The sequence below is a fragment of the Pseudomonas sp. B20(2017) genome (assembly GCF_002113125.1).
GTDB lineage: Bacteria > Pseudomonadota > Gammaproteobacteria > Pseudomonadales > Pseudomonadaceae > Aquipseudomonas.
This window is the reverse complement of sequence record NZ_NEJP01000013.1, coordinates 77,393-91,658: the sequence shown is the minus strand read 5'-3', so window position 1 is coordinate 91,658 and position 14,266 is coordinate 77,393. Positions and strand designations below refer to the sequence as shown.

The window sequence follows — 14,266 nt, the reverse complement described above, 5'->3', positions numbered from 1 at the left end:
CGAATATATGAGCAAAACGAGTTTTATATGACTGACAAAGACCAAACCAAAGTAAAGCGCAAAGGCACATTCAAGAGCGCCCCGCTGCCAGAGCCGGTCAACACCAATGAACCGCTGAAGGGCGACGAGCTGGTCAAGGTGGCCGTTGCAGCCCTGGAAGACGTCAAGGCCCAGGACATCCAGATCATTGATGTGCGCGACAAGCAGAGCATCACCGACTACATGATCATCGCCACCGGTACTTCCAACCGCCAGATCAACGCGATGCTGGACAAGGTTCGCGAAGAGGTCAAAAAGAACGGCGCCAAGCCGCTGGGCGAAGAAGGCAAGGGCGACAGCGACTGGGTGCTGCTGGACCTGGACCTGGTGATCGTTCACATGATGACCGCCTCGGCTCGTCAGTTCTACGACCTGGAGCGCCTGTGGGCCGGTGCCGAGCAAAGCCGTGCGGCGGACGCCAAGCACCACAGCCCGGAAAACACCCACGAGCACTTCACCAAGCTCAACAAAGACCAGCTGTAAGGGATTGCTGTGCGACTGCGACTGATCGCCGTCGGTTCACGCATGCCCAAGTGGGTGGAAGAAGGCTGGCATGAATATGCCAAGCGTCTTCCGTCCGAGCTGGCGCTGGAACTGGTGGAAATTCCGCTCAATACCCGTGGCAAGAACGCCGACGTGGCCCGCTTCATCCGTCAGGAAGGCGAAGCCATGCTGGCCAAGGTCGGGCCGAACGAGCGGATCGTCACCCTCGAAGTTCATGGCAAGCCGTGGAGCACCGAGCAACTGGCGGTCGAGCTCGATCGCTGGCGCCTGGACTCGCGCACGGTCAACTTCATGGTCGGTGGCCCGGAAGGGCTGGCGCCGGAAGTCTGTGCCCGCGCGGATCAGCGCTGGTCGTTGTCGCCGCTGACGCTGCCGCACCCGCTGGTGCGGATCCTCATCGGCGAGCAGTTGTATCGTGCCTGGACCGTGCTGTCCGGCCACCCTTACCACAAGTAATCTGCCCTCATGTCTCAGCCGATCCGCATCAAGGACCACGAAAAAGACGCCCGTCTGGTGCGTGGTCGCGTCGTGTTCGGCGCAATTGCGGTGGTGGCGCTGATCTGCGTGCTGATTGCGCGGCTGTATTACCTGCAGGTGATTCAGTACGACTATCACTCGACCCTGTCGGAAAACAACCGGGTTCACGTTCAGCCGATCCCGCCGACCCGTGGCCTGATTTTCGACCGCAACGGCGTGGTGGTGGCGGACAACCGTCCGAGCTTCAGCCTGAGCATGACCCGCGAGCGCTCCGGCGACTGGCAGCAGGTGCTCGACGTTATCGTCGAGGTGCTGGAACTGACGCCGGAAGACCGGGTGATCTTCGAGAAGCGCATGCGCCAGGGCCGTCGGCCGTTCGAACCGGTGCCGATCCTGTTCGAACTGACCGAAGAACAGATCGCCCGGATCGCGGTGAACCAGTTCCGCCTGCCGGGCGTTGAAGTGGTCGCGCAACTGGTCCGTCACTACCCGCAGGGCGCGCATTTCGCGCACTCTGTGGGTTACATGGGGCGGATCAACGAGAAAGAGCTGAAGACCCTCGATCCGGTCAACTACAGCGGCACCCACCACATCGGCAAGACCGGCATCGAGCGCTTTTATGAGGCCGAGCTGCACGGTCAGGTGGGTTACGAAGAAGTCGAGACCAACGCCCGTGGCCGTGTCCTGCGCGTGCTCAAGCGTACCGATCCGGTGCCGGGCAAGGACATCGTCCTGAGCCTCGACATCAAATTGCAGGAAGCCGCCGAGGCCGCGCTGGGCGGTCGGCGTGGCGCGGTGGTGGCGCTCGATCCGAAAACCGGCGAAGTGCTGGCGATGGTCAGCCAGCCGAGCTTCGACCCGAACCTGTTCGTCACCGGCATCAGCTTCAAGGCATACGCCGAGCTGCGCGATTCGATCGACCGGCCGCTGTTCAACCGCGTGCTGCGCGGTCTGTACCCGCCGGGCTCGACGATCAAGCCGGCTGTGGCGATTGCCGGTCTCGATGCGGGCGTGGTGACGGCGTCGAGCCGGGTGTTCGACCCCGGCTATTACATGCTGCCCAACTACGATCACAAGTACCGCAACTGGAACCGTACCGGGGACGGCTTCGTCGACCTCGACACGGCGATCATGCGGTCCAACGACACCTACTTCTATGACCTGGCGCACAAGCTGGGCATCGACCGGTTGTCGGCCTACATGAACAAGTTCGGCATCGGCCAGAAGGTCTCGCTGGACATGTTCGAAGAATCCCCCGGCCTGATGCCGTCCCGCGAGTGGAAACGCGCGACCCGGCGTCAGGCGTGGTTCCCCGGCGAAACCCTGATTCTCGGGATCGGCCAGGGCTACATGCAATCGACCCCGCTGCAACTGGCCCAGGCCACGGCGCTGGTGGCCAACAAGGGCGTATGGAATCGCCCGCATCTGGCCAAGACCATCGAAGGCGAGAAGCCGAAGGATGAAAATCCGATGCCGGACATCATCCTGCGCGACCCGTCGGACTGGAACAAGGTCAACCACGGCATGCAGCAGGTGATGCACGGTGCCCGAGGCACCGCGCGCAAGGCCTCGATCGGCGCGCAATACCGGATCGCCGGCAAGTCGGGTACGGCCCAGGTCGTGGCGATCAAGCAGGGTGAGAAATACGACCGCTCCAAGGTCCAGGAGCGCCACCGCGACCACGCCCTGTTCGTCGGTTTCGCGCCGGCGGATGACCCGAAAATCGTGGTGTCGGTGATGGTCGAGAACGGTGAGTCCGGTTCCGGCGTCGCGGCACCGGTGGTGCGGCAGGTCATGGATGCCTGGCTGCTGGATCAGGACGGACGGTTGAAAGCCGAATACGCCAGCCCTATCAGTGCGGAGGCTACGGCCCGTGATGAATAATTTCGATCGCATGCTCTCCAGCGAGGATGTGATGCGTCGCCGGGCGACGCTGTTGCAACGTTTGCATATCGACGGCCCGTTGCTGGTGCTGTTGTTGATCCTGGCGGCCGGCAGCCTGTTCGTGCTGTATTCGGCCAGCGGCAAGAGCTGGGATCTGCTGGCCAAACAGGCTACGTCGTTCGGCATCGGTCTGGTGTCGATGATCATCATTGCCCAGTTCGAGCCGCGGTTCATGGCGCGCTGGGTGCCGCTCGGCTATGTGATCGGGGTGGTGCTGCTGCTGGTGGTGGACATCATGGGTCACAACGCCATGGGCGCGACCCGCTGGATCAACATCCCCGGGGTGATCCGCTTCCAGCCCTCGGAATTCATGAAGATCCTGATGCCGGCAACTATCGCCTGGTACCTGTCCAAGCGCACGCTGCCGCCGCAGCTCAAGCATGTCGGCATCAGCCTGTTGTTGATCGGTGTGCCGTTCGCCCTGATCGTGCGTCAGCCGGACCTCGGCACTTCGCTGCTGATTCTGGCTGGCGGCGCCTTCGTACTCTTCATGGGCGGGTTGCGCTGGCGCTGGATTCTCAGCGTATTGGCGGCGGCGATTCCGGTGTCGGTCGCGATGTGGTTCTTCATCATGCACGACTACCAGAAGCAACGGATCCTGACGTTCCTCGACCCGGAAAGCGATCCGCTGGGCACCGGCTGGAACATCATCCAGTCGAAAGCCGCCATTGGTTCCGGCGGTGTATTCGGCAAGGGCTGGCTGTTGGGCACCCAGTCGCACCTGGACTTCCTGCCGGAAAGCCACACCGACTTCATCATCGCCGTGCTCGGTGAAGAGTTCGGGCTGGTGGGTATCTGCGCACTGTTGTTGATCTATCTGTTGCTGATCGGTCGTGGCCTGGTGATTACCGCCCAGGCGCAGACGCTGTTCGGCAAATTGCTGGCCGGCGCTTTGACCATGACGTTTTTTGTTTACGTTTTCGTCAACATCGGTATGGTCAGTGGCCTATTGCCGGTGGTGGGGGTGCCGTTGCCGTTCATTAGCTATGGCGGAACTTCGCTGGTGACGCTGCTGTCAGCGTTTGGGGTTTTGATGTCGATCCATACCCATCGCAAGTGGATCGCACAGGTTTGAATAAGGTGAAGAGTTCAATGCAAGTAATGCGTGACTGGGCGACACGATACGCACCGTGGCTCGGCCTGGTAGGCATCCTTGGCAGCGCGCAGGAAGCGTTGGCCGGCGATTACGAAGGCTCGCCCCAGGTGGCCGAATTCGTCGGTGAAATGACCCGCGACTACGGTTTCGCCGGCGAACAGCTGATGGCCGTGTTCCGCGAAGCCCAACGCAAGCAGGCGATTCTCGACGCCATTTCCAAACCCGCCGAACGGGTCAAACAGTGGAAAGAATACCGGCCGATGTTCATCACCGACGCGCGCATTGCCCGCGGTGTGGACTTCTGGCGTCAGCACGAGGCCGCCCTGGCCCGCGCCGAGCAGGAATACGGCGTTCCGGCCCAGGTAATTGTGTCGATCATCGGTGTTGAGACCTTTTTCGGACGTAATACCGGCAATTACCGGGTGATTGATGCCTTGTCCACGCTGGGATTCGACTATCCTCCCCGTGCCGAATTTTTCCGCAAGGAGCTGCGTGAGTTCCTGCTGCTGGCACGCGAAGAGCAGGTCGACCCGCTGACCCTCAAGGGGTCCTACGCCGGGGCGATGGGTCTGCCGCAGTTCATGCCGAGCAGTTTCCGCGCCTACGCGGTAGATTTCGACGGCGACGGCCACATCAATATCTGGAACAACCCGGATGATGCGATCGGTAGCGTCGCCAGCTATTTCAAACGTCACGGCTGGGTCGCCGGCGAGCCGGTGGTCAGTCGCGCAGATGTACGGGGAGAGCAGGTGGATGAAGGCCTGACCACCGGTATCGAGCCGACGAAAACCGTCGGGGAGTTGCGAGCGCTGGGCTGGTCGAGTCATGATGCGCTGCGCGATGACATGCCGGTCACCGCATTCCGCCTCGAAGGCGACAATGGCCCGGAATACTGGATGGGCCTGAAGAATTTCTACGCGATCACGCGTTATAACCGCAGCGTGATGTACGCCATGGCCGTACATCAACTGTCTGAACAGCTGGTACAAGCACGGGGCGTCAAGTAATGCGGGCATTGCCTATCAATAAACCCCTGAAGCTGGTGGCTTTCGCTGCGTTGGCGGTGCTGGTCGCCAGTTGTTCGACCAGCCGTTCACCGAGCCAGAAGCCGACCACTGCCGTTCGTTCGCAGCCGGGCCTGGACATAAACCGGGCCCACAAGGATGGCGCGCCGTGGTGGGATGTCGACGTATCGCGGATTCCGGACGCGACGCCGACCCTGCACACCGGCCCGTACAAGGCCAACCCGTACACCGTGCTGGGCAAGACCTACTTCCCGTTGCAGGAATCCAAGACTTACGTGGCCTCCGGCACCGCGTCCTGGTACGGCACCAAGTTCCACGGTCAGAACACCGCCAACGGCGAGGTCTACGACCTGTACGGCATGAGTGCCGCCCACAAGACATTACCGCTGCCGAGTTATGTTCGGGTGACCAACCTGGACAACAACAAGAGCGTGATCCTGCGGGTCAATGACCGCGGGCCGTTCTATTCGGACCGGATCATCGACCTGTCCTACGCCGCTGCGAAAAAACTCGGTTATGCCGAAATCGGCACCGCACGGGTCAAGGTCGAGGGTATCGACCCGCAGCAATGGTGGGCCGCCAAGGGCCGTCCGGCGCCTTTGATGCTCAACGAGCCGCAAGTCGCGCAGAATAGCGCCCCGGTGATCACGGCCTCGGCCGGCACCGTGGAGCAATGGACTCCGCCGCCGCAGCAGCACGCCGCGGCCGTCGTGCCGGTTCAGCTCGATGCAAAAAAAAACGCTTCTGCACCAGCGTCTGGCCAGTATCTGCAGGTGGGCGCGTTCGCCAACCCGGACGCTGCAGAACTCCTGAGGTCGAAGCTCAGCGGGATGGTGAGCGCTCCGGTGTTCATCAGCTCGATCGTGCGCAATCAGCAGACCCTGCACCGGGTTCGCCTGGGACCGATCGGTTCGCCGGGTGAAATTGCCCAGGTACAGAACAGCGTGCGCCTGGCCAACCTGGGTTCGCCAAGTGTGGTCACCGAGTAAACGTAGGACTTGATTGACGGTTCACCAGCGATTGGGGGGTGAACCAGGTTGTTGGCTCGTCGAAGAACAAAAGCCCGGCAAGGGTGCCTGGAGTGAGCAACTGAACACGCGATGCTCGTAGGGTTCGCTCGAAAGCTCGCCGAGCGGCGATCAGGCAAGGCAAAAACAGGTGAGGAAGCGGAGTGTAGGGGACCTACATGAGCATTCCGAATCTGTTTTTAACGCAGCATGATCGTCGCGCAGGCAGGTTTCGGGCAAAGCCTGAAAGACATCTGATTAAATTTTGTCCGCCAGGACAGTTTCCATTAGCGATTTCGAGAGACGGATGAACATCACCACCTTTGCCAAACGCCTGTGTCTGCTAGTCCCGCTGCTCCTCTCGCCTGCCGCGTTCGCGGCCGAGATGATGCCGTCGCCACCACAACTGGCCGCCAAATCCTACGTGCTCATGGATGCCAACAGCGGCAACGTGCTGGTGGAGAACAACGGTGATCAGCGCCTGCCACCGGCCAGCCTGACCAAACTGATGACCGCGTACATCGCCACGCTGGAAATCCGTCGTGGCCAGATCGGTGAAAATGACCCGGTGACCGTCAGCGAAAACGCCTGGCGCACCGGCGGTTCGCGGATGTTCATCAAGGTCGGCTCGCAAGTCACTGTCAGCGACCTGCTGCACGGCATCATCATCCAGTCCGGCAACGACGCCAGCGTCGCGGTGGCTGAACACATCGCCGGCAGCGAAGACGCCTTCGCCGACCTGATGAACAAGACCGTCGCCGATCTGGGCATGACCAATACCCACTTCATGAACCCGACCGGTCTGCCGAACCCTGAGCACTACTCGTCGGCTCACGACATGGCGATCCTGGCGCGCGCGATCATCCACGAAGACCCGGCTCACTACGCGATCTACTCGCAGAAAGAGTTCTTCTGGAACGGCATCAAACAGCCTAACCGCAACCTGCTGCTGTGGCGCGACAAGACCGTTGACGGTCTGAAAACCGGTCACACCGACGAAGCCGGCTACTGCATGGTGTCCTCGGCCGTACGTGACGGCATGCGCCTGATCGCCGTGGTGTTCGGCACCAACAGCGAAGTGGCCCGCGCCGCCGAGACCCAGAAGCTGCTGACCTACGGTTTCCGCTTCTTCGAAACCCAGACCTTCTACCAGAAGGGCACCGAACTGGCTCAGGCCCCAGTGTGGAAAGGCACTACCAGTCAAGTCAAGGCCGGCCTGGCACAAGACCTGACCATGACCCTGCCTAAAGGCCAGCTGAAGAAGCTCGCTGCCAGCATGACCATGAACCCGCAACTGACCGCGCCAATCGCCAAGGGCGACGTGATCGGTAAAGTCGAAGTGAAACTGGACGACAAGGTGGTGCACAGCGCCGACCTGATCGCCCTGGACGCTGTCGAGGAGGGTGGTATCTTCCGCCGCATGTGGGATAGCATCCGTCTATTCTTCTACGGCTTGTTCAACTGATTTGAGTTGACCCGCATGGCCCCGCACCCATCCGGTGCGGGGCCTTGTTCGTTACCGGGCTTACGCTTACGAGGCCGTTACGCCATGACCGATACCGAAGTAAAGGCGCCAAAGATCGAATTTCCCCAGGTTGATTATCCGGTTAAGGTGATCAGCGATACGGGCGTCGGCAACAAAGACAAGATCATCGACATCGTCAAGAAACACGCCAGGATCAACGATGAGCGTGTGGACGAGCGTCAAAGCAGCAACGGCAAGTACACCACCATCCAGTTGCACATCGTCGCGACCGACCAGGATCAGCTGTACAACATCAACAGCGAACTGCGGGCTACCGGTTTCGTGCACATGGTGCTGTGATGCCGGGCACGCTGGGCTTTCGCGAGCTTGGCCAGATGGCTTACGAGCCGGTCTGGCAGGCCATGCAGCGTTTTACCAACGAGCGTGGCACCACGGCCCCGGACGAAATCTGGCTGGTCGAACACCCGCCGGTGTTCACCCAGGGTCAGGCCGGCAAGGCCGAGCACCTGTTGCTGCCGGGGGATATTCCGGTGGTACAGGTCGACCGCGGCGGTCAGGTGACCTACCATGGCCCCGGCCAACTGGTGGCGTACCTGCTGCTGGATGTGCGCCGACTCGGTTTCGGCGTGCGCGATCTGGTCAGCCGCATGGAGCGCTGCCTGATCGAACTGCTGGCCAGCTACGGCGTGACCGCCGTGGCCAAGCCGGATGCTCCCGGCGTCTACGTCGACGGAGCGAAGATCGCTTCTCTGGGTTTGCGGATTCGCCACGGCTGTTCATTTCATGGCCTGGCCCTGAACGTGGACATGGACCTGGAGCCGTTTCGACGGATTAATCCCTGCGGCTATGCCGGGCTGGCGATGACCCAGCTGAGCGAGCACGCAGGATCGATTGAATTTGCCGAGGTAAGTGCCCGGCTGCGCGCGCAGCTCGTCAAACACCTCGACTATGCTGAGCAGACGACCCTGACGGGCGGAATCGACTGATATGACAACTGATGCAGTGCAAACCATGATCCCGACGCTCGACGTGACCGAGCGCCCGGCCCCGCGTCCCAAGGTTGAAGCCGGCGTCAAGCTGCGTGGCGCCGAGAAGGTTGCACGCATCCCGGTGAAGATCATTCCGACCACCGAACTGCCGAAGAAACCCGACTGGATCCGCGTGCGCATCCCGGTTTCGCCGGAAGTCGACCGCATCAAGAGCCTGCTGCGCAAACACAAACTGCACAGCGTCTGCGAAGAGGCATCCTGCCCGAACCTGGGCGAGTGCTTCTCCGGCGGCACCGCGACCTTCATGATCATGGGTGACATCTGCACCCGTCGTTGCCCGTTCTGCGACGTTGGCCACGGTCGTCCGAAGCCACTGGACGTCAACGAGCCGGAAAGCCTGGCCATCGCCATCGCCGACCTGAAACTCAAGTACGTAGTGATCACCTCGGTTGACCGCGATGACCTGCGCGACGGCGGTGCCCAGCACTTTGCCGACTGCATCCGCGAAATCCGCAAACTGTCGCCGAACGTGCAGCTCGAGACCTTGGTCCCGGACTACCGTGGCCGCATGGACATCGCCCTGGAAATCACTGCGGCCGAGCCGCCGGATGTGTTCAACCACAACCTGGAAACCGTACCGCGCCTGTACAAGGCTGCGCGTCCGGGTTCGGATTACCAGTGGTCGCTGACCCTGCTGCAACGCTTCAAGCAGATGATGCCGCACATCCCGACCAAATCCGGCCTGATGCTGGGCCTGGGCGAGACCGACGACGAAGTCATCGAAGTCATGAAGCGCATGCGCGAACACGACATCGACATGCTGACCCTGGGCCAGTACCTGCAACCGTCCCGCAGCCACTTGCCGGTGCAGCGTTTCGTGCACCCGGACACCTTCGCCTGGTTCGCCGAGGAAGGTTACAAGATGGGCTTCAAGAACGTCGCGTCCGGCCCGTTGGTACGTTCTTCGTACCACGCCGACGAACAGGCGAAACTGGTCAAGGCCGAGCTGCTCGGTTCCTGATTCAGCGCTGAATGAGAAAATGCCCGCCGGGGTTTGCCGCCCGGCGGGCATTTTTTTGCCCGGCCTACACTCGTTACTGACTTTTCCTGCAACCTGCGGCGAGGCTGAGCCCCTTCTGTTTGTCGCCGTTCCTGACTACTGTGTGTGCATGACTTCACACAGGGAGATCCATGGATGACCGTTCGACCGACCCACACCCTTTTTCCGCACAAGCCTGTGCCGGCGCTGCCGTCGGAAGGGCTGATAGGTGTCATTGCACCTGCCGGCCCCGGCACGCTGGATACTGAAAAGGCTGTTCAGTGGATGCGCGCCCGGGGTTACGGTTTGCGAGTGTTCCCTGGCGTCTACGAGAAGGATGGCTATCTGGCCGGTAGCGACGAGGTGCGGCTTAATGACCTGCACGCTGCGTTCGCTGACGAAGAGGTCGATGCGATCATTTGCCTGCGGGGTGGATACGGCACGCCAAGGTTGCTCGACCGGATCGACTACGACTTGCTGAGCCGCCATGCCAAGCCCTTCGTCGGTTACAGCGACATCACCGCACTGCATCTGGCCATCAGCCGCTACGCCGGGTTCGTGACCTTTCACGGGCCACTGTTGAATGCCGATCTGCTGGGGGACAAGGAGCCACCAACGGTGACGTCGTTCTTCGCAATGCTGCGTGGTCATTTGAAGGCCGGAAGTGTGCTGAGTCATCCGGCGGCTTATCCATTGACCACTGTGGAGCCCGGGATTGCCCACGGGCGTTTGCAGGGCGGCAATCTTGCGATGATCGCCTCGACCTTGGGCACGCCTTACGAAATCGACGTCGAAGGGGTGATTCTGCTCATCGAGGACATCAACGAGCCGCTTTATCGGATTGACCGCTTGCTGACCCAGATGCGTCTGGCGGGCAAACTGGCCAGATTGCGTGGTGTGCTGGTCGGTGATGTGGCGGGTGTGGATGTCGAGGCCTTGAACCGCTTGCTCAAGCAGACCTTCGAACCACTGCGGATTCCGGTGCTGTCCGGCTGGCGCAGCGGGCACTGCGATCCGAACCTGACGTTGCCGCTGGGGGCGCTGGTTCGACTGGACGCAGGGAAGAAGGAGTTGATGCTGGAGCAGGATGTGGTGATCAAAGCGTAAAGCCTGATCGCCTGATAGTCAGTCATCGCGGGCAAGCCCGCTCCCGCAGTTTTCAGGTTGTACGCAGAACTGCGAACACCTCGAAACCTGTGGGAGCGGGCTTGCCCGCGATGCTTTTACTGGTTACGCAGGCTTTCCAGCAGCTTGTGTGTCGGATAACCGTCCGCCGGCCAGCCAAATGACTGCTGCGCAGCGCGAATCGCCTTGCGCGTATTGGCGCCGATGATCCCGTCTGCCGCACCGGCGTCGTAGTTGCGCGCGGTGAGCAGGTTTTGCAGTTCGATCCGCTCGGTGCGGCTCAGCGGCAGGTCATCCTTTGGCCAGGAGCCATTGATCAGGCCGCCACCGTTGAAGCGCTCGGACAACAGGCTGACGGCCAGTGCGTAGGACGACGAGTTGTTGTACTTGAGGATCGCCCGGAAGTTATCGAGGATCAGGAACGCCGGGCCACGGTAGCCAGCCGGCAGCAACAGGGCGGCGGACAGTTGCTCGGAGCCGGCCGGCACCTGGCCGCCGTTCGGCAGGATCACGCCCAATTGCCGCCATTCGGCGACGCTTTTACGAATCGCGCCGTCGGCCAGGGTGTAGTTGAAACCGCTCGGCAGTTGCACTTCGAAGCCCCACGGTTGGCCACGCTGCCAGCCAGAGCTTTGCAGGTAATGCGCGGTGGAGGCCAATGCGTCAGCCGGACTGCCCCAGATGTCGCGGCGACCGTCACCGTCGAAATCCACGGCATGGGTGTTGTAGGTGGTCGGGATGAACTGGGTCTGGCCCATCGCGCCGGCCCAGGAACCGAGCATTTTCTCTGGCGTGATGTCGCCCTGTTGCAGGATCTGCAGCGCCGCGATCAGCTGAGCATGGGCAAAGCCCGGCCGGCGACCTTCATAGGCCAGGGTGGCCAGCGAGTTGATGACTGACTTGGTGCCCTGGAACTGGCCGAAGTTGCTTTCCATCCCCCACACCGACACCAGTGCCTGGCGATCAACGCCGTAACGCTGTTCGATGCTTTGCAGGATGTCGGCGTACTGGCTGATCAGGGCCTGGCCTTTGCGCACGCGCAAGGGTGAAAGGGCACCGTCCAGGTATTCCCAGACCGGCCGGGCGAATTCCGGCTGGCTGCGGTCGGCGCGAATCACGCTGGCATCGAAGCTGACATTGGCGAACGCGCGGTCGAACAGGTCGGCACGGATGCCGGCAGCCAGAGCGTCCTTGCGAAAACCCGCCTGCCATTCGGCAAAGGTCTGGGTCGGTTGCAGGTCGAGGTTGTCACCGGACGGCACTACCGGCGGGATGACCGCTGGGGCTGTGGCAACGGGAACGGTCTGAAGCGGTTGAGCGTCGGCGGCGGTGGGTTTTTCCGCGCAGGCGACGAGCAGTACGAAGCTGGAGGCAGCGATCAGTTGGCGGAAGGGCCAACGGCGGGAAAGACTGAGGGGCATGCACAGGTCCAGGGAATACGAATCAGGTGCAGACCTTAACATGAGGAAGGGGTGCTGCGCTTCAAGCGGCCAGAAAGTAAGAAGCCTCCCAGCTGTCAGACTGGAAGGCTTCGCGGCGGTAGCTGCCTTTCCCCTTGGTTGGTCGTTCCTGGCGGCTGCGGAACAGGGGTTGGGCGACGATGGACTTGGCCTTGTTGTGGCCATGTTTCGATGGCTTTTTGCTCATGAGGATTCTCTCGATTGAGTGAGGTTTTGCGCGGCAGATAATCTGCCGATCTCGAGCGTCTGTCTATAGGACCGAGGGCGGGATGTTGTGTAGGAAATGGACTTGATAAAAAACGGGATCGCAGTGCGCGATCCCGGATTTCATTCGGCAGGCAATGTCAGACGCTGACCGGCCATCAGCAGCGCCAACCGGCTGAGGCTCATCCACGGCGAACCGGCCGCCTGGCCCTTGATCTGCGCATCGATGCGCTGGGCCTCTAGCAGCAACTGCGCCCAGCGTTGCGCCGAGTAGCGTTGCAGGGCCTTGCTCATCAGCGGTTTGCGCTTGTCCCAGACCGGCGGTTTGGCCTGACTGAAACACTTGTCCAGCGGCGTGCCCTGACTGTATTGCAGCGAGATATTGGCCAGCAGCCGCAGCTCCCGGGCCAGGGCCCAGAGGATCACCGGCGGCTCGACCCCTTCACCACGCAGCCCTTCGAGCATGCGCAGGGCGTGGGCCGGTTCACCGTTGAGCACCGCGTCGGTCAGGCCGAACACGTCGAAGCGCGCACTGTCGGCCACGGCCGCCTGTACGGTTTCGACGGTGATCTGCCCGCCCTCGGCCATCAGCTTGAGTTTTTCGATCTCTTGCGCAGCAGCCAGCAGGTTGCCTTCGACCCGCGCGGAAATCAGCTCGACCGCGTCCTGGCTGGCTGACAGGCCGGCCTGGGACAGACGCTGACGAATCCAGCTCGGCAACTGGTTGGCGTCCACCGGCCAGATCTGCACGAACTGGGTCTGCTGACCTTCGACCAGCGCCTTGCCCCACTTGGTCTTCTGCGCGCTGCCGTCCAGCTTCGGCAGGCTGATCAACAGCACCGTGTCTTCTGCCGGACGCGAGCAGTACTCGATGAGTGCGGCAGCGCCCTTGTCACCGGGCTTGCCCGACGGCAGGCGCAGTTCCAGCAGGCGCTTTTCGGCGAACAGCGACATGCTGGCACTGGCCTGCAGCAACGTCCCCCAATCGAAATTGGCGTCGGCGGCGAAGACCTGGCGTTCGTCGAATCCTTGCTGTCGGGCAGCGGAGCGAATGGCGTCGGCAGCTTCCTGGCACAGCAGCGGGTCATCGCCGCTGATGATGTAGACCGGCGCAAGAGCGCCTTGCAGGTGTTTGCCGAGTTGGGCGGGAGCGAGCTTCATAAGAGAGGGCGAACGGGGCGCCTGAGCGCCCCGAACGTCTTACTGCTGCGGCAGTTCGAGCGGCGACTGACGCGGGGTTTCCGCTTCAGCTTTCTGCGCCGCTTCGAGGGCGTCGGCTTCTGCCTTGGCACGAGCGTTGGCCGTCTGCTGAAGGGCATCCAGCTGAGCCGGCGTCAGCTGTTGCAGACGCAGCATCATGCGTTGTACCAGCTCGCGGCGGGTTTCCCGACGTGCATCGTTGGCTTCCTGGTCGGAACCCACCAGGTTGTTGCCGTCGTGGATGAACACTTTCTGCACTTCAAGCTTGTCGCTTTTGAGCAGCAGGTCTTTTTCGCCACGGATATCGTAGGTCAGCACGGTGCTTACCTGATACTCGCCAGTACGACCGGCGCCGGCGTAGCTGAGGATGCGCTGGGTTTCCTGTTCATCGGACAGGTAAAGTTTGTACGGCGCACCGGAGACGACCTTGACGCCGCTGGCTTCCAGCACCTGACGCAGTTGCGTCACGGTTTCGCCGTAGGCGTTGCGGGCGCTCAGATCGAGCTCCTTGATCGACAGTTCGTTGGTGCCGGTGCCGCGCAGCTGGAAACCGCAGGCGCTCAACAGGACGGCGAGGCCCATCACCAGCAGATTGCGTTTGATCATTGTGTTGCTCCCCTTGAAGCCAGGTGGGCCGACTCTGCGGCCCGAAAGGTTTTTCTGGGCGCCAG

The 14,266-nt window shown here is 61.7% G+C and carries 15 protein-coding genes; 11 read left to right on the top strand and 4 right to left on the bottom strand.

Going from position 1 to position 14,266, the window contains the following annotated elements; translation table 11 throughout:
- Positions 1 to 27: 27 nt before the first annotated feature.
- The 11 genes from rsfS to CAF63_RS19415 all read left to right on the top strand — a co-directional run bounded on the left by rsfS (position 28) and on the right by CAF63_RS19415 (position 10,713).
- Complete coding sequence (rsfS, locus tag CAF63_RS19465; RefSeq protein ID WP_007958654.1) at positions 28 to 522, top strand: ribosome silencing factor; 495 nt, start codon at positions 28 to 30, stop codon at positions 520 to 522.
- A gap of 9 nt (positions 523 to 531) precedes the next feature.
- Entirely contained in the window at positions 532 to 999 is a 468-nt protein-coding gene (gene rlmH / locus CAF63_RS19460; RefSeq protein ID WP_003185785.1) for a 23S rRNA (pseudouridine(1915)-N(3))-methyltransferase RlmH, read from the top strand.
- 9 nt (positions 1,000 to 1,008) lie between these two features.
- Positions 1,009 to 2,904, top strand: coding sequence for a penicillin-binding protein 2 (gene mrdA, locus CAF63_RS19455; protein ID WP_085687946.1), 1,896 nt, complete (start codon positions 1,009 to 1,011; stop codon positions 2,902 to 2,904).
- Positions 2,905 to 2,935: 31 nt separating this feature from the next.
- Positions 2,936 to 4,039: a rod shape-determining protein RodA gene (gene rodA, locus CAF63_RS19450; RefSeq protein ID WP_085688090.1), complete on the top strand. Its 1,104-nt coding sequence runs from the start codon at positions 2,936 to 2,938 to the stop codon at positions 4,037 to 4,039.
- Positions 4,040 to 4,056: 17 nt separating this feature from the next.
- Entirely contained in the window at positions 4,057 to 5,067 is a 1,011-nt protein-coding gene (gene mltB, locus CAF63_RS19445; RefSeq protein WP_085687944.1) for a lytic murein transglycosylase B, read from the top strand.
- Complete coding sequence (locus tag CAF63_RS19440; protein ID WP_011336096.1) at positions 5,067 to 6,074, top strand: septal ring lytic transglycosylase RlpA family protein; 1,008 nt, start codon at positions 5,067 to 5,069, stop codon at positions 6,072 to 6,074. Before mltB ends, CAF63_RS19440 begins: the two co-directional genes overlap by 1 nt.
- A gap of 325 nt (positions 6,075 to 6,399) precedes the next feature.
- On the top strand, positions 6,400 to 7,557 hold the full coding sequence (locus CAF63_RS19435; protein ID WP_011336095.1) for a D-alanyl-D-alanine carboxypeptidase family protein: 1,158 nt from the start codon (positions 6,400 to 6,402) through the stop codon (positions 7,555 to 7,557).
- A gap of 84 nt (positions 7,558 to 7,641) precedes the next feature.
- A complete protein-coding gene (locus CAF63_RS19430; protein ID WP_011336094.1) occupies positions 7,642 to 7,917 on the top strand; it encodes a DUF493 domain-containing protein in 276 nt (91 codons plus the stop codon).
- On the top strand, positions 7,917 to 8,564 hold the full coding sequence (lipB, locus tag CAF63_RS19425; protein ID WP_007958665.1) for a lipoyl(octanoyl) transferase LipB: 648 nt from the start codon (positions 7,917 to 7,919) through the stop codon (positions 8,562 to 8,564). The genes CAF63_RS19430 and lipB overlap by 1 nt, the downstream gene beginning before the upstream one ends.
- Positions 8,565 to 8,589: 25 nt before the next feature.
- A complete protein-coding gene (gene lipA, locus CAF63_RS19420; RefSeq protein WP_162130488.1) occupies positions 8,590 to 9,588 on the top strand; it encodes a lipoyl synthase in 999 nt (332 codons plus the stop codon).
- Positions 9,589 to 9,762: 174 nt separating this feature from the next.
- Positions 9,763 to 10,713, top strand: a complete 951-nt coding sequence (locus CAF63_RS19415) for an LD-carboxypeptidase (protein ID WP_085687942.1) — start codon at positions 9,763 to 9,765, stop codon at positions 10,711 to 10,713.
- Positions 10,714 to 10,829: 116 nt separating this feature from the next.
- Here CAF63_RS19415 and CAF63_RS19410 read toward each other — a convergent pair whose 3' ends face one another.
- The 4 genes from CAF63_RS19410 to lptE form a co-directional block, all read right to left on the bottom strand.
- Complete coding sequence (locus CAF63_RS19410; protein WP_085687940.1) at positions 10,830 to 12,152, bottom strand: lytic murein transglycosylase; 1,323 nt, start codon at positions 12,150 to 12,152, stop codon at positions 10,830 to 10,832.
- 61 nt (positions 12,153 to 12,213) lie between these two features.
- A complete protein-coding gene (gene arfA, locus CAF63_RS19405) occupies positions 12,214 to 12,378 on the bottom strand; it encodes an alternative ribosome rescue factor ArfA (RefSeq protein ID WP_007958672.1) in 165 nt (54 codons plus the stop codon).
- A 140-nt stretch (positions 12,379 to 12,518) separates the two neighbouring features.
- On the bottom strand, positions 12,519 to 13,556 hold the full coding sequence (holA, locus tag CAF63_RS19400; protein ID WP_085687938.1) for a DNA polymerase III subunit delta: 1,038 nt from the start codon (positions 13,554 to 13,556) through the stop codon (positions 12,519 to 12,521).
- A 39-nt stretch (positions 13,557 to 13,595) separates the two neighbouring features.
- Positions 13,596 to 14,201 (bottom strand): LPS assembly lipoprotein LptE, encoded by a 606-nt coding sequence (lptE, locus tag CAF63_RS19395; protein ID WP_085687936.1) that lies wholly within the window; start codon positions 14,199 to 14,201, stop codon positions 13,596 to 13,598.
- Positions 14,202 to 14,266: the final 65 nt, after the last annotated feature.